The 17,236-nt window shown below is 34.3% G+C and carries 17 protein-coding genes; 3 read left to right on the forward strand and 14 right to left on the reverse strand.

Annotated elements, in window-relative coordinates; translation table 11 throughout:
- Nucleotides 1–449: 449 nt before the first annotated feature.
- Both rpsI and rplM read right to left on the reverse strand, forming a co-directional pair.
- Nucleotides 450–842, reverse strand: coding sequence for a 30S ribosomal protein S9 (rpsI, locus tag AC4BB7_RS17205; RefSeq protein WP_010771970.1), 393 nt, complete (start codon nucleotides 840–842; stop codon nucleotides 450–452).
- Between the two features lie 13 nt (nucleotides 843–855).
- A complete protein-coding gene (rplM, locus tag AC4BB7_RS17210; protein ID WP_490485167.1) occupies nucleotides 856–1,302 on the reverse strand; it encodes a 50S ribosomal protein L13 in 447 nt (148 codons plus the stop codon).
- Between the two features lie 349 nt (nucleotides 1,303–1,651).
- Here rplM and AC4BB7_RS17215 point away from each other — a divergent pair, with 349 nt between their 5' ends.
- The gene (locus AC4BB7_RS17215; protein WP_490483886.1) at nucleotides 1,652–2,857 is read left to right on the forward strand and encodes an argininosuccinate synthase; all 1,206 of its coding nucleotides are present in this window, start codon (nucleotides 1,652–1,654) and stop codon (nucleotides 2,855–2,857) included.
- A 304-nt stretch (nucleotides 2,858–3,161) separates the two neighbouring features.
- On the forward strand, nucleotides 3,162–4,547 hold the full coding sequence (gene argH, locus AC4BB7_RS17220) for an argininosuccinate lyase (RefSeq protein WP_490483887.1): 1,386 nt from the start codon (nucleotides 3,162–3,164) through the stop codon (nucleotides 4,545–4,547).
- 53 nt (nucleotides 4,548–4,600) lie between these two features.
- Here argH and AC4BB7_RS17225 read toward each other — a convergent pair whose 3' ends face one another.
- The 3 genes from AC4BB7_RS17225 to AC4BB7_RS17235 all read right to left on the reverse strand — a co-directional run bounded on the left by AC4BB7_RS17225 (nucleotide 4,601) and on the right by AC4BB7_RS17235 (nucleotide 7,539).
- The gene (locus tag AC4BB7_RS17225) at nucleotides 4,601–5,089 is read right to left on the reverse strand and encodes a Dps family protein (RefSeq protein ID WP_086314665.1); all 489 of its coding nucleotides are present in this window, start codon (nucleotides 5,087–5,089) and stop codon (nucleotides 4,601–4,603) included.
- 121 nt (nucleotides 5,090–5,210) lie between these two features.
- Nucleotides 5,211–5,948, reverse strand: a complete 738-nt coding sequence (locus AC4BB7_RS17230; protein ID WP_490483888.1) for a DUF5105 domain-containing protein — start codon at nucleotides 5,946–5,948, stop codon at nucleotides 5,211–5,213.
- A gap of 61 nt (nucleotides 5,949–6,009) precedes the next feature.
- Nucleotides 6,010–7,539, reverse strand: coding sequence for a gluconokinase (locus AC4BB7_RS17235; protein ID WP_490483889.1), 1,530 nt, complete (start codon nucleotides 7,537–7,539; stop codon nucleotides 6,010–6,012).
- A 101-nt stretch (nucleotides 7,540–7,640) separates the two neighbouring features.
- Between AC4BB7_RS17235 and AC4BB7_RS17240 the strand changes: the two genes are divergently transcribed.
- Nucleotides 7,641–8,327, forward strand: coding sequence for a prepilin peptidase (locus tag AC4BB7_RS17240; RefSeq protein WP_490483890.1), 687 nt, complete (start codon nucleotides 7,641–7,643; stop codon nucleotides 8,325–8,327).
- A 47-nt stretch (nucleotides 8,328–8,374) separates the two neighbouring features.
- Here the strand turns inward: AC4BB7_RS17240 and msrA are convergent, their stop codons facing one another.
- From msrA to AC4BB7_RS17285, 9 genes are all read right to left on the reverse strand, one after another.
- Entirely contained in the window at nucleotides 8,375–8,908 is a 534-nt protein-coding gene (msrA, locus tag AC4BB7_RS17245; protein WP_490483891.1) for a peptide-methionine (S)-S-oxide reductase MsrA, read from the reverse strand.
- Nucleotides 8,909–10,200: 1,292 nt separating this feature from the next.
- Nucleotides 10,201–10,707 carry a thioredoxin family protein gene (locus tag AC4BB7_RS17250; protein WP_490483892.1) on the reverse strand — a complete coding sequence of 169 codons (507 nt, stop codon included), beginning with the start codon at nucleotides 10,705–10,707 and terminating at the stop codon, nucleotides 10,201–10,203.
- A complete protein-coding gene (locus AC4BB7_RS17255; RefSeq protein ID WP_490483893.1) occupies nucleotides 10,704–11,111 on the reverse strand; it encodes a thioredoxin family protein in 408 nt (135 codons plus the stop codon). Before AC4BB7_RS17255 ends, AC4BB7_RS17250 begins: the two co-directional genes overlap by 4 nt.
- Entirely contained in the window at nucleotides 11,108–13,219 is a 2,112-nt protein-coding gene (locus AC4BB7_RS17260) for an ATP-binding cassette domain-containing protein (RefSeq protein ID WP_490483894.1), read from the reverse strand. Before AC4BB7_RS17260 ends, AC4BB7_RS17255 begins: the two co-directional genes overlap by 4 nt.
- A 12-nt stretch (nucleotides 13,220–13,231) precedes the next feature.
- The gene (locus AC4BB7_RS17265) at nucleotides 13,232–13,795 is read right to left on the reverse strand and encodes a hypothetical protein (RefSeq protein WP_490483895.1); all 564 of its coding nucleotides are present in this window, start codon (nucleotides 13,793–13,795) and stop codon (nucleotides 13,232–13,234) included.
- Between the two features lie 27 nt (nucleotides 13,796–13,822).
- Nucleotides 13,823–14,545 carry a hypothetical protein gene (locus AC4BB7_RS17270; protein WP_086314674.1) on the reverse strand — a complete coding sequence of 241 codons (723 nt, stop codon included), beginning with the start codon at nucleotides 14,543–14,545 and terminating at the stop codon, nucleotides 13,823–13,825.
- A 12-nt stretch (nucleotides 14,546–14,557) separates the two neighbouring features.
- Nucleotides 14,558–15,454 carry an ABC transporter ATP-binding protein gene (locus AC4BB7_RS17275; RefSeq protein WP_490483896.1) on the reverse strand — a complete coding sequence of 299 codons (897 nt, stop codon included), beginning with the start codon at nucleotides 15,452–15,454 and terminating at the stop codon, nucleotides 14,558–14,560.
- Between the two features lie 33 nt (nucleotides 15,455–15,487).
- Entirely contained in the window at nucleotides 15,488–15,694 is a 207-nt protein-coding gene (locus AC4BB7_RS17280; RefSeq protein ID WP_490483897.1) for a hypothetical protein, read from the reverse strand.
- Nucleotides 15,695–16,092: 398 nt separating this feature from the next.
- Nucleotides 16,093–16,989: a helix-turn-helix domain-containing protein gene (locus AC4BB7_RS17285; RefSeq protein ID WP_490483898.1), complete on the reverse strand. Its 897-nt coding sequence runs from the start codon at nucleotides 16,987–16,989 to the stop codon at nucleotides 16,093–16,095.
- Between the last annotated feature and the right edge of the window lie 247 nt (nucleotides 16,990–17,236).

Here is a 17,236-nt window from a genome sequence, read left to right on the forward strand (position 1 = left end):
ATTAAACAGTCATAACAATTATAACATCATTGGGTGGATAACAAACGCGACAAATAAAAAAATATACCTGACTTAAAAATAAAAAAATAAAGAATAAAAACAGCGAAAAGATGTTACTCTATAAAAATCGTTCAGGGACCTTTTCAATTAATAAAAAATATAGGGTTCCTCACATTCCTTCTCAAAGCTTAAGACAAGCATTTGTTTTAGATTTACTAAATCACGTAATCAATAGTTCAATTATTAAATTTCTTTTCGGTCAGGCAGAAACTTCTAATATACTTAGAAAAGTTTACGGGCATAGAAATGAACGTTTTGAAGAATATAGACGGGCAAATTAAACTCTTAACTAAATCAAAAAAAGACACCTTCCAAAAAATGGAAAGTGTCTTGAAATGTTACAATTGAATGGTACTCGTAAGCGAATAAATTCGCAACGACTCCAACAATTAACGTTTTGAGAATTGTGAAGCTTTACGGGCTTTTTTAAGACCTGGTTTTTTACGTTCTACCATACGGGCATCACGAGTAAGAAGTCCAGCGCGTTTTAAAGCTCCGCGGAAGTCAGGATCTACTTCTAATAATGCACGAGCGATTCCGTGACGGATCGCACCTGATTGACCAGAGTAGCCTCCACCATTAACGTTTACCATTACATCATAAGCGCCTTTAGTTTCAGTTACACCAAATGGTTGGTTGATAACTTCACGCAAGTCAGCGTGTGGAATATATTCTTCAACGTCTTTTTTATTTACAGTAATTTTACCAGTACCTGGTACTAAACGTACGCGAGCTACAGATTTTTTACGACGGCCAGTGCCGCTATATTGTACTTGAGCCAATGAATTTCCCTCCTTAAATTAGGTTAGTAATATCTAATACTTCTGGTTGTTGTGCAGCATGTGGATGCTCAGCTCCACCGTATACGTTTAATTTAGTAAATTGTTTACAGCCTAAAGTGTTTTTAGGAAGCATACCTTTTACAGAAGTTTCAATTAAACGACGAGAGTTTTTATCGCGTAATTCACCAGCAGTAACAGATTTTAACCCACCTGGGTATTGGCTGTGACGGTAGTAAATTTTATCACTTGCTTTGTTACCAGTTAATTTGATTTTATCAGCATTAATTACAATTACGAAATCTCCAGTATCCACATGTGGTGTGAATGTTGGTTTATTTTTTCCACGTAAGATAGAAGCAACTACAGTTGATAGACGTCCCATTGGGATATCTGTCGCATCTACTACATACCATTTACGTTCTACTTCGCCAGATTTGGCCATATATGTTGTACGCACGATTCTTTCCTCCAATTTTCTATTCGATGTTTGACATTCACTTGAGTTTCCGGGGCTCATTGTGGGGCAAACAATACCATTTAATATGATACCTTCTATCACTAGCAAAGTCAATGAATTTCTGCAGTTTTCGCCATATTTTTCTTATCCAAAAAATATCTGCACTATCAAATCGATTCCTTCAAAAAATGCGTAATGTATATTACGTAATCTCTCTAAACGAAAATGTATATTATTCCTTTTCATTTCATTTTTATGCATATTTATTTATAAAAATGGTTGATTTTTGTATTTTCAAGTGATATGATGAAAACAATCAAAAAAGACAATTAGAAAATAAGGAGTGTTACTCATGACAGAAAAAGTTGTTTTAGCCTACTCTGGGGGATTAGATACCTCTGTTGCTGTTAAATGGTTAGTCGACGAAGGATATGATGTGATTGCATGCTGTTTAGACGTCGGTGAAAAAAAAGATTTAGACTTCATCAAAAATAAAGCATTAGAAGTCGGTGCTTCTGCGTCTTATACCATTGACGCTAAAGAAGAATTTGCGCAAGAGTTTGCCTTGATCGCTTTACAAGGGCATACATTTTACGAACAATCTTATCCACTCGTTTCCGCTTTATCCCGCCCACTGATTGCTAAAAAATTAGTAGAGTTGGCACACGAAACTGGTGCAACAACAATTGCTCATGGCTGTACAGGAAAAGGGAATGATCAAGTTCGTTTTGAAGTTGCGATCAATGCCCTTGCACCTGAGCTGAACGTTATTGCACCCGTTCGTGAATGGAAATGGTCCCGTGAAGAAGAAATTAATTATGCCAAAGAAAAAGGCGTGCCGGTTCCCGCCGATTTAGATAATCCTTATTCAGTCGATCAAAATCTTTGGGGACGTGCTAATGAATGCGGCATTTTAGAAGATCCATGGGCAACTCCGCCAGAAGGGGCTTATGAATTAACCGCTAGCTTAGAGAATGCTCCTGATGAAGCAGATATTATTGAGTTGACATTTGTCGAGGGTGTACCTACAGCTATCAACGGGAAAAAAATGCTGTTATCCGATTTAATTTTAGAGTTAAATGATTTAGCTGGTAAGCACGGAATCGGTCGGATCGATCATGTGGAAAATCGCTTAGTTGGGATCAAATCTCGTGAAGTTTATGAGTGCCCGGCAGCGATTACGTTGATGACTGCTCATAAAGAGCTTGAGGATTTAACGTTTGTTCGTGAAGTAGCACACTTCAAACCAATCATCGAAAATCAATTATCACAAATAATTTACGATGGATTATGGTTCAACCCGTTGACAGATGCTCTGATTGCCTTCTTAAAATCTACACAAAAGTATGTAAATGGTGTAGTTCGAGTAAAACTATTCAAAGGACATGCCGTAGTTGAGGGACGTAAATCTGATAATAGCTTATACAATGAAAACTTAGCAACGTATACATCAGCTGATACTTTTGATCAAGATGCGGCTGTCGGTTTTATTAAACTCTGGGGACTTCCGACTAAGGTAAATGCTGAAGTCCAAGCCTCTCTATACAAAAATAACTAGCAACAATCTCATTTTACCTAGGTTGAAACTACTGTGAGATAACTTTTACAGGTTTGTAAATAAGGTTATCCAATCCACCTATTAAACAGACTTATCTAAGGAGAATTTCTTTTCGATTTGCGGATCGAAATAAGGAAATCGTACGTCTTTATAGGTGTGCCAAACTCGTTACAAAGTTGAACAGGAATTTAACGAAATAGTTACTTCTAGTGTCACTTAATAAGCAAACAGGTTATCTGCATCGGGAAGTAGATGACCTCTTTCTTATTCCACTGAATAATAATACAAAAATGAGGTGTGTATCATGGAAAAATTATGGGGCGGACGTTTTGAAGGAAAAAGTGAAGCATGGATCGATGCATTTGGGGCTTCGATTCCTTTTGATCAAAAATTAGCAAAACAAGATATCACTGGAAGTTTAGCTCATGTAAAAATGTTAGCAAAAACAGGAATTTTAACTGCAGAAGAAGCTGAACAAATTAGTTCTGGACTAACTACGATTCAAGAAAAACTGCTTGCTGGTGACCTCACCTTCAGTATAGAAAATGAAGATATCCATTTAAATATTGAAAAGCATCTACATGATGAAATTGGTTCAGTTGCTGGCAAACTACATACAGGTCGTAGTAGAAATGACCAGGTCGCCACAGACATGCATCTTTACTTAAAGGAAATCGTCCAAGAAGTTATTGAAAAGATTCACTCATTTCGCCAAGTTTTAGTCCACAAAGCCGAAGAAAATATAGAGACTATTATGCCTGGCTACACCCATTTACAACATGCACAACCGATTTCATTTGCACATCATATGATGGCTTATTACGGCATGTTGACAAGGGATCAAGAGCGTTTTAAAGAAAGTTTGAAGCGTATCGATATTTCTCCCTTGGGTTGTGCAGCTTTGGCCGGCACAACGTTTCCAATCGATCGGGCTTATTCAGCTGAATTGCTAGGTTTTTCTTCAATCTATGAAAATAGTCTTGATGGTGTAAGTGATCGGGACTTTATCTTAGAGTTTCTTAGTAATAGTTCCATTCTAATGATGCATCTTTCTCGATTCTGTGAAGAAATCATTTTATGGTGCAGTCATGAATTTCAATTTATTGAATTGACGGACACGTTTTCTACTGGTAGTTCAATCATGCCTCAAAAAAAGAACCCAGATATGGCAGAATTGATTCGGGGGAAATCAGGTCGCGTATATGGCAATTTATTCAGCCTTTTAACGGTTTTGAAAGGTTTGCCGTTAGCTTATAACAAAGACTTGCAAGAAGACAAAGAGGGTATGTTTGATACGTCTCACACGATTTTGACTAGTTTAGAAATCATGTCAGGTATGGTAGAGACCATGAAAATAAATCAGGAAATGATGGAAAAATCGACCGAGAAGGATTTTTCAAACGCAACAGAGTTGGCTGACTACCTTGCAAGTAAAGGAATGCCTTTTAGGCAAGCACATGAAGTCGTAGGGAAATTAGTCTTGGACTGTACCAAACAAGGCATTTATTTACAAGATATTCCATTAAAAGAATATCAAGCTATTACGCCATTGATTGACTCTGATATCTACCAAACTCTAGCATCAAAGACCGCAATCGAGCGTCGACACTCATATGGCGGTACTGGATTTGACCAAGTAACGGCCGCAATTGAACGCAGTAAGTTAAAACTAGAAAGTGAAAAAAACTAAAAAAGCTGATGAAAGATAGCATACTATCTTCCATCAGCTTTCAATTTTTTTGATTAACGAGTTTTTGCACGTGAATCTGCATCAATACCAGGTGCTTTACCTAATTTTGCTTGCAACATCCAAATATTTTTTTCGATATCTGTTTTGTTTGCAATAAAGATATCTTGTGTAGAGTCATCGCCTTCTTCACCAGAAACATCAATTCCTTTTTGGTATAAGTCAGCTAAATAGCGATAGCCTTCAACTAATTTTTCCATACGTTCAGGAATTGTACGCTCATATGTGCCGATTTCATCTTCAATACCAGTATGGTCCGCAAATTCTTGTAATGTTGAGTAAGGAGCGCCATCTAGTGTAATCAAACGTTCAGATACAACATCTAATTGGTCATTGATTTGATCCATGTATTCGTCCATTTTAGGGTGTAATGTCAAGAATTCTGGGCCACGCATGTACCAGTGAGTTTGGTGGATTACCACTGAAAACTGGCTTAAATCTGCAACTAGTTGGTTCAATACTTCTTTAGTTTGTTCAAATTTCATTATACATCATCCTCCTAAATTTTTATCTATATACAATTGTAGTACGAAACCACAAAAAAGTACACTAAAATCTTCATTTTTATAACTTTTCTCATTTAATAATAATTATAAACTAAAAAGATTAATTACTGTTTGGTATCGGTATAGTGTCTAATGAATCCAGAATCTCTTTAGCTACTTCATTTAATGCTTCTTGTAATTCTTTATTCATTGTGTTTACGTCTTTCGAGCCAGAAATGAACGCCAGAAATAAGTTAGATACTGCCTGTTTTTGATCATTTGGCACAAACCACTTCCCTTTCTCCTTCTCTAAGCGTAATTTTAGTTCTACTGGATCTGTTTTTATTTTAATTGCTTTGACCCGTTCCTCGAGAATGGAAAACGTAGCATCTAGGGTTTTTTGCTCATCTTTCGCTATTTCAGTATCAGCTAAGGTCTCTTTCACTAACTGCCTTGTCATTTCCTGCATTGCACTTACTAGATCCAGTCCAGTGACATAATAAGTGATTGTTGCGCCCTTTTTTGTTTCATCTATTTGAACGATTTTATAAGTTGCTTTTTCCCTTGCTTGTTGTAAAAGCTCCTTTGTTAGTTGATCTGCCTGTTTTTCTGGAACTTTCGCTCCTGTAGAGGATAAACCTTTAGCAAAGTTCTCTTCAAAAGTCTTACTATTTTCATCTAATTCCTTACCCACTTGCTCGCCATCTCGAAATTCTTTTGCAAATTTTTGTTCTTCTTTTTGATAAACAAGACGATCAACAAATAATTCACCCGCATCTTCTGCTGAGATACCTTTGGAACCACAGCTTGTCAGCACTATTCCCATTACGAGTAACGAGGTGATCCATAACTTTTTCATTTCCTTTCCTCCGTTCTCTTACTACTAGTAAAGCAAGTTCATAGTTATTTGTCAAAAAAATTTATTCTAAGTCTGCTCTTAGTTTCGCTAATTGGTGATAACTGGCGGATAATTGTTGCTGTGTAGTTATGAACAGTGGATAAATCTGTTGATAAACTTGACTGTTTTCACTATTAGGTTCAAGTGTTTCATAAATTTCTACTTGTTCACTCGCTACTTTTAAATCAGTAATATTACCAAGACTTTGCCAACCTAACAAAACCGCACCGAAAGCTGAAGCCTCCACGCTTTCCGTTAACGAAAGACTTTGACCCAAAACATCAGCCATCACATGTTTGAATACTTCTGAATCAGCAAAACCACCTGTGGCTCGAATTTCTTTAACTGTTCCGCCTAACTCTTCTAACTCTGTTAAAATACGTTTCAGATTCAAACAAATCCCCTCAACTACTGCACGCATCATCAATTTGTCATCATGGTTTCGCTTCAATCCAACAAAACTACCTGTAGCTTCTGCATTCCACAAAGGAGCACGTTCCCCCAACAAATAAGGTTGGAATAATAGTCCTTTAGCCCCAATAGGTGTTGCCTTCACAAGATCCATCACAGCATCATAAGGATTTTTCCCCGCTGCACGAGCTTCCGCTTGGACTTCTTTCAATAAATTTTCGCAAGCCCAATCGAAAATCCCAGCGCCATTACTTGTTGCGCCTCCGATCACCCAATGTTTTTCGTCTAGCACACAACAAAAAGTTTCCTCCTGCGGATGGGTCTGAGGTTTATCCACGATATAACGTAAAGCACCGCTCGTTCCAACAGTCAATGTTGCAGTTCCTTTTGCCACAGCACCTAATCCTAAATTAGATAATGGACCATCCGCACCCCCCAACACAAAAACTGTTTGTGCAGTCAAACCTAACTGTTCGATCCACTCAGCTTTTAATCCGGATAGTTGATGAGTTGGTTTTACTAATAATGGTAATTGATCAGTTGTAATTCCCATCTCGGCTAAAGCTAATTGATCCCAATTCAAGTCGCGGATATTCAAAAATCCTGTTCCCGAAGCGGTACTAATATCTGTAATATATCGGTCAAACAAACGATAAAATACATACTCTTTCATTCCAATAAACGTCTCAGCTTGCTCATAGATTGCTGGACATTCTTCTTTTAACCAACGAATCTTATGAAAAGGAGTCATTGGATGCATCGGTAATCCTGTATTTTGATAAATATTTTTCCCCAAAGCGGTATCTCTTAGTTCTTCCGCATATTTTTCCGCACGATTATCGGCCCATGTGATGACCCTTGTCAGAGGTTGATGATTTTTATCCATGACGATCAACCCATGCATTGCCGTGGAAAAAGACACAACTGAAATTTCCAATGGCTGCACTTTAGCCACAACTTGTTTGATACAAGTAACCACCGCCTGAAATATCTGCTCTATATCCTGTTCTGCCATGCCTTCTGCTTCCTGAATGAGTGGATAACGTACATAAGCAGAATCTTGAACTGTTCCATCTTCCCTAAAGGCAACAGCCTTTGTTTGCGTCGTACCAATATCTACTCCGATTGCTATTTTTTCCATCTTCTCGCCTCATTTCTCACTTTCATTATTCCGAATAAAAAAAGAATTGTCTAGTTAAAAAGACATTTTTTTGCGTACTTATTTATGAAAGGAGTTTTTATATGTTGGTTATTTATTTTATCTTTGGTAGTGTGATAGGTTCATTTCTTTGTTTAGTTGCTGAACGAATTCCTCTTGGGGAATCGATTCTATTTCCAGCGTCACATTGTTCCTTCTGTCAGACGAAGTTAAAAGTTTTTGAATTGATTCCGGTTATTTCTATTATTTTTCTATGTTTTCGCTGCCGTTATTGTGGGCATAAATTACCATTTGTTTATTTTTGTAGTGAAATAATTTGTGGACTTCTTTGCTCTTTTGTCGCGTTCAAATCTAGTTATCCACTGTACTCTCTTTGCTTTTTATTTACAGCAGTAGTTTTGTCTTTAACAGATATTTTTTATTTGATCGTTGAGCCTAAAATTTTTTTCCCACTCGCGGTTTTACTATGTATTTGGCGCTTTTATTTAGCATGGCCGTTTTATCTTTTTACAAGCGGCATTTCTTTTTTTGCTTTGCATGGATTAAACTATCTCTTTCCTGATTCAGTAGGCGGTGGAGATATCATCCTATTAACTTTATGGGGTGCACTTTTAGGAAGTGAGTCACTTATCTTTTTACTATTCTGCGCTAGTAGCAGCGGATTACTTTTTATTTTGTTTTACCGATATATTTTAAAGAAAAAAATAAAACATCTTCCCTTTGTCCCCTTTTTAAGTATTGGACTATTTTTTGTATTGCTCTGTAAATAAATAACGAGACAAAAAGCACATGTTTACTTTTGTCTCGTTTCTCTCAGTTATTTATCTTTCCAGTTCTTCCGAATAAAACCAGCACGACCAGAACCTTCTCTATATAGATTATAGTGTACACTGTGTTTTTTATAATAATCTTGATGATAGTCCTCTGCTGGATAAAAAGGTTTAGCAGGTTCAATTTTTGTAACGATTGGCTGAGTAAAGCGACCACTTTCTTGTAGTATTGCTTTTGATTTTTCTGCAATTTCTTTTTGCGCTTCATTTGCATAAAAGATAACAGGACGGTAAGAATCACCGCGATCTGCAAATTGTCCTAGTGCATCTGTCGGATCTGTCTGTTGCCAGTAAGTTTCCACTAGTTTTTCATATGACATAATCGTAGGATCATACGTTATTTCAACTGCTTCTGTATGGCCCGTTGTTCCTGTTGTAACTTGTTCATAAGTTGGGTTTTCAACATGTCCACCTGTATATCCTGATACCACAGAAATAATGCCTGGTTGAGAGTCAAAAGGCTTTACCATACACCAAAAACATCCACCAGCAAAAATCGCTTTTTCGTAATTATGTTCCATGATTCCTTCACCTCTTTTTTCTTTATCATAAGCCGAATCAAAAAATAATGATATTGATTTGCCTACAATAAAAGATCCCTTCAATAATGAGTGAAAAACTAAAAGTCAAGATAGCCTAAAGATGATACACTAAAAAATCAACTTATCTCATCATACTGTTCGTTACTATTACAAACAAAAAACGCAACCTGTACCTAATGAACAAGGTTGCGTTTGTATCTTCTATGAATAAAATACTAAAGCGTTTATCTTTTTACTTACTTTATTCAACAATTCAATTCTAACTTAATTCCTTCTTTTTATTTACAGAAGAAGCCCCAACCTTTCCAATAGAAGAAACAAAATCTCAATCCGCCCTCTACTGTTTTCGCTTCGTTTTTCGTTAATTCTTTCATCTTTTTTCCTCCTCTTTTTATGCTTGTTTTATATTCATTCCATTTCTTATGCTTTTTAACTTGCTTCCTTCTTTTTATTTACAAAAGAAGCCCCAGCCTTTCCAATAGAAGAAGCAAAATCTCAATCCACCCTCTACTGTTTTCGCTTCGTTTTTCGTTAATTCTTTCATCTTTTTTCCTCCTCTTTTTATGCTTGTTTTATATTCATTCCGTTTTTATATACCTTTTTACTTAATCACTTCTTTTATTTACAGAAGAAACCCCAGCCTTTCCAATAGAAGAAACAAAATCTCAATCCGCCCTCTACTGTTTTTGCTTCGTTTTTCGTTAATTCTTTCATCTTTTTTCCTCCTCTTTTTATGCTTGTTTTACATTAATTTCGTTTTTGTATACCTTTTTACTTGATCACTTCTTTTATTTACAGAAGAAGCCCCAGCCTTTCCAATAGAAGAAGCAAAATCTCAATCCACCCTCTACTGTTTTCGCTTCGTTTTTCGTTAATTCTTTCATCTTTTTTCCTCCTCTTTTTATGCTTGTTTTACATTAATTTCGTTTTTGTATACCTTTTTACTTGATCACTTCTTTTATTTACAGAAGAAGCCCCAGCCTTTCCAATAGAAGAAGCAAAATCTCAATCCACCCTCTACTGTTTTTGCTTCGTTTTTCGTTAATTCTTTCATCTTTTTTCCTCCTCTTTTTATGTTTGTTTTATATTCATTCCATTTCTTATGCTTTTTAACTTGCTTCCTTCTTTTTATTTACAGAAGAAGCCCCAGCCTTTCCAATAGAAGAAACAAAATCTCAATCCGCCCTCTACTGTTTTCGCTTCGTTTTTCGTTAATTCTTTCATCTGCTTTTCCTCCTCTTTTTATATTTTTAATAACTTAGTAGTTATTTTTATACTGTTTCTGATGCAATATTTATATCTATCCACTCTGCGACTTTTTGCAGGGATATTCCATTTTCAGGTGTCCATTCTATTTTGCTTGTCAAAATACCTTTACTATATTTAGCTAGTGTTGGTGTATACATAATGTTGTAATCCACCTTGAATTTTGCCCACTCTTCTTCATTTTCTCTAACCTTTGCGACATTCAGATAAAATATTCGTTGTGTTATCTTTTTTTCTTCTACTAACTTAATAAATTCTGGCTCGAAATCATTGCAATCCCCACATGTTGGCCGACCCACATAAACGTAAAAATCCTCTTCTCTCTCAATTTTTTCTTTAAAGCTATCAAATGTAATTGAATCCACTGTATTGTATATATCTGGATAATTAGACTGCTCTACTACCAATTGCTCATCCTTTTTATCATTATCCATCTTTAACGCATATGCTGTCCCACTTAGACTAAATAACCCAATTACTGCCAAAACGACTGCTACCCTCTTTAACTTCATTTCACTTCCCCGCTTTCAAGAATGTTTTTTGTTGCTTCGTATTCCAGAGCACCTTCATAACGCGTTAGTTTCCCCTCTTTGATTACTAGTATTGTCGGTGTCACTGTTACATTGTTACTAGTAATAAATTTTTTATTGCTAGTATTTTCAGTGTCCAAATAATAAACTTCAGTATCTGTTTTTTTCGCTGCTTTCTCTAGTATTGGGAGAAACTTTTGACATGAAGTGCAATTTCGATTTCCTACTAAAATGAATGCATCCTCTTCATTTTTAATAGTATCTTCGATTTGCTGGGTAGATATTGTATTGTCTTTTATACTAGCACTAGATTTAGTCGCAGTTAGAATCATAAAGAATACAACAACAACTATAGAGAGCATAAATATCCCTGTCTTGTTTTTCATTCTTTCCCTCCTTGTCTTTTTTCTTTTATATTGATGATTTCATCAGCATATTCTAAAACATCTGATTCATGACTTATTACAATCACGATCTTCTTTTCGTGATTCGCTAGTTTTTTGATATAATTCATAAATTTCTGCTTAGACGCACTATCTAAATTTCCAGTTGGTTCATCAAAAATATATAAGCTCGTATCTTGATACAAAGCTCTCATTAACAGAATTTTTTGCTTTTGACCTTGAGACAAATTTCGACCATCACTTTGAATTAAATAATTATTTGGCAACTTTAAATCTAGTAAGTCATCATAGTGAGACTTCTCCTCTGTCGTCAAATGCTCATTAAATACCTTATAGCGGATATTACGACCAACAGTATTTCCATATAAACTGAATTCAGGTGAATACAAGCTAATATACTCTCTAATGTTAGTATTCTTAAATGACCGCTTCTCGACACAATCATTAACAATCAATGTGCCAGAATCTGGATCTAGCACCCCAGAAAGTAAATTAATGAGTGTTGATTTGCCACAACCATTATCCCCAATAAGAGTGTATAGTTTCCCAGCTTCAAACCGAGTATTGAATTGTTTGAACATCTTTTTCTTCTCATCGTAAGAAAAATCCAAATTCTTCACATCAATAGTTGTAATTTTGGGAACATCTAATACATTCTCTAAAATTTCTGCTTGTTCCGTATAATCTTCACCACTTTGAATATAGTCGATCGCAATAGCACTTTTTTGATAGCTCAACCACGATTGCAGGACTGGAGCAACCGAACTAAGTATAATAGAGATGATCAAAATACCATTTGAATCATTTAATAAACTAGTTGTATCTCCTGCATGAAGTGCTGCATTAACTCCAAATACAACAAATGTTGAGATTGAAATTAGCGTTGAAAAAACTTGAAACGTTGAAGCTATTTTCAAATCATTCTTAACCATTTGATTTTTGCTTTCAAAATAATCTTGGATTTTTTGTTGAACAAAGTTCTCAGCTTCTTTATTTTTAGAAAATAAATTGATATCAAATGAGCTCTTTATATTATTTTCAACAGAGAATGAAAAAGCCGATGATTTCCCAATAACATCTTTCTCATTGTTTCTGATAGTGTCCACTTTCATTTTTAAAAAATAAGAAAATAAACCAATCCAGAAAACTAATACACCAAATAATAGGGGAGTGATACTAAAAACAATACTTGCCAATAACAACACATAACATAAATTGAGTTTAAAATAAAATTTTTCCAATAAACCCGAAACTGAACCAAACAAATTCCAAAAATAGCCAGTTATATTATCACTATTGCCTCCTGATTTGATATCACTAACTTTTTGAGCGTAGTACTTCATTAAAATCTTTTCTTGTATTTTATTTTCAAGCGCAACTTTTTGATTGCCTTCCATAATGTTGATTTTATAGAATCCTAAAATCAACATTATGGCTACAGAAATTACAAAAACAAAGACAGGGACAGAATGTAGTCTGTTTGATGATAGTGTCCCTTGAATCAGAAAAGTTGTCACTATCGGAAGTAGATATTTTAGCAATATCAACCCAATCATTTTCACTTTTAAACTATAAGAAATCTCTTGCATTACTTCCTTGTAAAGCCTTTTACCCAGACTCGATTCTTCATTATTCATTCTGAATCTCTTTTTTGATTTGCTTGTAACAACTGGGCTAGAATCTGCAATACATAAAGCATAGCCTAAAAATATAGATTTCAAATAGGCTTCATCGTACTCCATTAGAGTGCTTTCTGCAGGATTAGAGACTATAAATGATTGGTCCTCCTTTATCTCATGAACAACTATATAGTGACCCACGCCATCATTCTCCACGACCAAGAGCATAGGTAGTTTTTCAATTTTTTTTAACTTCTCAAAATCCGTAACACCATACGCACTAGAATTCACTCCGTACTTTTTTAAAATGGTTTTCATTTCATCTAGAGAAAGTCCCTGTGTTTTTTTAATACTATAATGTTCATATAATTCATTCTCACTACCAATTTTTACTCGTAACTGTTTTAAGATTGTTTTTAACGAGGCGATTCCACAATCTGTCGTTGAATGTTGCATATAATGAGCATACATAATACATTCTCCTTACTTTTTAATGTGAATATCTCCAATGGTGTTAATTTCTATAACTTCATCCTGATCTTTACTTGTATCTGGAACTTCTAAAACTTCTCCACCATTTTTGGCGGTCGTCACATACTTACCTTGAAAACCTTGTGGAACAGTAACATCAACATTTCCTACGATTGACTCTATTTTTAAATGTTTTATACTTGCATTTTTGCCTAATAAAATCTGCATTTCTAGTTCACTTTTCCCATCGTTACTTGGCATCAATTTGAAGCCATCTATATCAGATAATGTAATTTCCAAATTCGCTTTCTTAGCCGTTGTCTTATTGAGTTCTTTTTCTGTTTTATCAGATACTTTTCCAGCTAATTTAACTACTGTTTTTTCTTTATCCGTTTCAATGATCGTTGTCTTAACATTTTGTTCTGCACCCAATAACGATAGCGATTCAATCACATCTGTTGAAAGGCTCCATTCTTTCGTTATGTCTTTTGTTGTTTTATCTGAGCGCATCGTTGTATAGCCGACAAGGAGAACAGCTGCGACCACAAGGATCAAAATCATTAGTTTCTTTTTCATACGATTCACTTCTTTCTTCTCTTTTTATTATTTAAAATCTCTTTCTTTGAACAACGTATAGCTGCATACATAAAATATAATGCTGTAAACTAATGCACTACTAAAAACAATTACAAATGTCTGGTTTGATACATTTTGATAGTCCGTCAATTGTCTAATATTAGTAAATAATAACGTGTCTAATAATGAGTTGGCTGCTGAAAAATAACTTGAAACAAAACTTGAGGCGAGCCCTTCTCCTACTAAAATTAGTGCCACAAATACCGCAGTTGCAACATTACTTGATTTAATTACATTAAACAACAACACACCTATAAGACTGACTGCAAAATACAATGGCAGTTGTAACAACATTATTTTTGCCATTTCAAACAGAGAAAACCCGCCACCTGTAAACCACACCGTACTTGCTAATGATCCTGTATAAATTACTAAAAAGATAAATACCAGAATAAAGGTTAATGCAACTTTACTTAGAAAATATACCCATCTTTTAATCCCAAAAATCAATGAATTATTGACAACCCGATTCATAAACTCATGACCCCAAACAATAATAAAAATATTGATCATAAAAATTGAAACAAAAATCGAAGCACTGGATAAGCCATCTTGGATCACTTCTAAACTCGGTGTATCATCTCTCACTATTCCAAAAAATATTCCGAATAAAATTAAACCTGCGACTGAATAAAAACCAAGTTTTCCTTTTAAAATTCTATAAGTATCTGATTTTAATAGATTTAACATATAAATTCCCCTTTACTCTGTTAATTTTAAATAGTAGTCTTCTAGACTTTCTTCTTTGTATGAAAAATAAGTAAGATACAATTGGTTGTTAAATAGAACCTGAGAAATGCTTGGCATTTCAGACTTTTCTGCACTAACTACTAATCCAACATCATCACTATTCACGACATAACCTTCTTTTTCTAAAATATTCTGGCATTTTTGATTGTCCATGCTCGATAATAGAATTGTTTTTTTACATTCATTCTCAAGTTCTTGTGTTGTCACTTCTTTAATCAATTTTCCTTGATGAATGATTCCGTATCTTGTCGCTATCATGGATAATTCTGATAAAATGTGACTTGATACTAAGATAGTCGTTTTGTACTCTCTATTTAATTTTTTTATGATTTCTCTAATTTCAACTATCCCTTGTGGGTCCAAACCATTGGTTGGTTCATCCAAAATAAGTAGATTAGGGTTATTCAAAATAGCTAACCCAATACCTAAGCGCTGCTTCATGCCTAAAGAAAAGTCTTTAAACATTTTCTTACCAACAGATCCTAGCCCAATAAACTCAAGCACTTCTTTAATACGATTTTTCCTATCAGGTAAATTCATTTGGATAGCATAATAATTCAAATTCTCTTGGGCAGATAGGTAGGGATAACATGCTGGTGATTCTATTACAGCACCAACTTTTATTTTTTCCTTACCATTAAAAAATTCGATACTACCTGAACTTTTCTCGATTAAATTCGTTAACATCCGAATAAAAGTTGTCTTACCTGCACCATTCTTGCCAATAAATCCGTAAATATCTCCTTGATTGATCGTCATTGAGACTTCATTTACTGCATGATAATCTTTATATTTTTTTACTAAACTCTTCGTTTTTAATAAATAGTTATTCATTCTAACTTCCTGCATGTTTATCACTCCTATGATTTAACTGGATTTTCTTCATTTTATTTCTAGTACTTCAACATCTTCTACATTCAAATAGTCAAAAAGTAATTCCTTTTCTGTTTTTTGAGGGAGCATAACAATTTTCAATAGCTCGCCTTTGTTAAGTATTTTTAGTAGCTTATCTTCATCGCCACCATTTAAAATAACCAATTTTCTATGTATGATTTCTTGATCTTTAATAAAATATTTTATATTTGTCATGAATATCACCTCTCTTTTTGTTCGCTAATTATTTTTTATCTATCATGTTATAACTTTATACTTACTTAAATTATTCATCTTATAGTTCCCACCAAAATCCGCATAAAATACTCCATAATTTCATACTCTAATTCCTCCTTTCCTTTTCTATTTAGGTCTTCTTGATATATATTACTTTACTGTTTTATCCTTTTTTCCAACAGGACATCTTTGTCATTTTTTATAATCCTTACTAAAGTTCTTAAACATCGTTCTATTTTTTGTTTTGTGTCCTCTTTACATGTATTACTTTACTGTTTTCTGTATTTTTCTAACAGGACATCTTTGTCCGGTTATTAACATTCCTAAATAATTAGAAAAAAACTGTGGAAACATAATTATGTCTCCACAGTCTATAATTAACTATTTAAATCTTCTTCCCATTCTTGCTTAATTCTATCTGATAATAGCTCCTCACCATGTAATTGAGCAAGTAATATTGCATCATTATACTTTTTATTCGCCTTTTCTAAATCATTAAGATACATCCAATGCTTTCCTTCAAGCATATCAATGATCGGTTTTTGATGAAAGTCCTGACTCATTTTCATGATGGTATTTGAAATTTTTGTAATATTTAAAATTCTATCATATCGATTAGAAATAATGTATAGACCAGCTATTGTAACTAGAATTCTATTTAGAATAATCAAGCCAAATTCTGAACTGTAATTGATTTGTTCCAATATCTTCTCCACCAAAGTATCAAACTCTTGATTATCGAATGGCTTATAATGACAACAGGCAAAATATAAATGTATAATTAACAAATCATTTTCAGTATACTCCTTTTTTTTTCTAATTTGAAAAAAATAATCTTGCAGTATTCCCTCACCAAAATCAATTTTCTTAGAAAGATTTACATCATTATGCGCCTGAGCAGTATCCACTAAAAGTTGCTCTTCTTCAGGTAAAGTCTCGTAGTAGTCTTCATATATTTCCTCAAAGGTGTCCTCGACCATTTTTTTCATCGCATCATTATATTGCGGAGGTCTTTTGAATAAATTCATTTTCAACTGGATATAACGTTTAGGCAATGTGATTTCATTCTCATTAATTAGGTGTGAAATAGGTATAGAAAGTTGTTTTGATATATATGTAAGCTTTGGTAGTGTGGGCAGTGACTCTCCAGCTTCTATTCTAGAAAGTTGTCTAACAGTCAATTCTAACTCATCATCACAAAACGCTTCTCTACTTTGACCTTTTTGTTCTCGAAACATACGGATTTTTTTTCCTAATTCTAACTTTATATTCATAATTTTACCATCCTCAAACCCCTATTTGTTCAGTATGTTAATTATATTTTAGCCTTAGTATAATTACAACTACTTATCGGGAAGTTTTTTATTTATTGACTGCCATTCAACCAAGTTACTGTAATTCTATGCTATTCTGAACTTATTGATACACAAAAGATATATACTAAACTCATATCTTCTACAAAAATCCCATTGACATGGGATGGTTCCCATATGATAAGTTAAATAAAAAGAAGGAGCTGTT

Source organism: Enterococcus sp. AAFC-DPL-5182 (assembly GCF_058216605.1).

Coding starts and splice junctions, on each gene's coding strand:
- argH (WP_490483887.1), top strand. CDS start 3,162: ATGGAAAAATTATGGGGCGGACGTTTTGAAGGAAAAAGTGAAGCATGG.
- AC4BB7_RS17270 (WP_086314674.1), bottom strand. CDS start 14,545: ATGTTAAATCTATTAAAATCAGATACTTATAGAATTTTAAAAGGAAAA.
- AC4BB7_RS17265 (WP_490483895.1), bottom strand. CDS start 13,795: ATGAAAAAGAAACTAATGATTTTGATCCTTGTGGTCGCAGCTGTTCTC.
- AC4BB7_RS17260 (WP_490483894.1), bottom strand. CDS start 13,219: ATGTATGCTCATTATATGCAACATTCAACGACAGATTGTGGAATCGCC.
- AC4BB7_RS17215 (WP_490483886.1), top strand. CDS start 1,652: ATGACAGAAAAAGTTGTTTTAGCCTACTCTGGGGGATTAGATACCTCT.
- AC4BB7_RS17240 (WP_490483890.1), top strand. CDS start 7,641: ATGTTGGTTATTTATTTTATCTTTGGTAGTGTGATAGGTTCATTTCTT.
- AC4BB7_RS17280 (WP_490483897.1), bottom strand. CDS start 15,694: ATGACAAATATAAAATATTTTATTAAAGATCAAGAAATCATACATAGA.
- AC4BB7_RS17285 (WP_490483898.1), bottom strand. CDS start 16,989: ATGAATATAAAGTTAGAATTAGGAAAAAAAATCCGTATGTTTCGAGAA.
- AC4BB7_RS17225 (WP_086314665.1), bottom strand. CDS start 5,089: ATGAAATTTGAACAAACTAAAGAAGTATTGAACCAACTAGTTGCAGAT.
- AC4BB7_RS17230 (WP_490483888.1), bottom strand. CDS start 5,948: ATGAAAAAGTTATGGATCACCTCGTTACTCGTAATGGGAATAGTGCTG.
- msrA (WP_490483891.1), bottom strand. CDS start 8,908: ATGGAACATAATTACGAAAAAGCGATTTTTGCTGGTGGATGTTTTTGG.
- AC4BB7_RS17255 (WP_490483893.1), bottom strand. CDS start 11,111: ATGAAAAACAAGACAGGGATATTTATGCTCTCTATAGTTGTTGTTGTA.
- AC4BB7_RS17250 (WP_490483892.1), bottom strand. CDS start 10,707: ATGAAGTTAAAGAGGGTAGCAGTCGTTTTGGCAGTAATTGGGTTATTT.
- AC4BB7_RS17235 (WP_490483889.1), bottom strand. CDS start 7,539: ATGGAAAAAATAGCAATCGGAGTAGATATTGGTACGACGCAAACAAAG.
- AC4BB7_RS17275 (WP_490483896.1), bottom strand. CDS start 15,454: ATGCAGGAAGTTAGAATGAATAACTATTTATTAAAAACGAAGAGTTTA.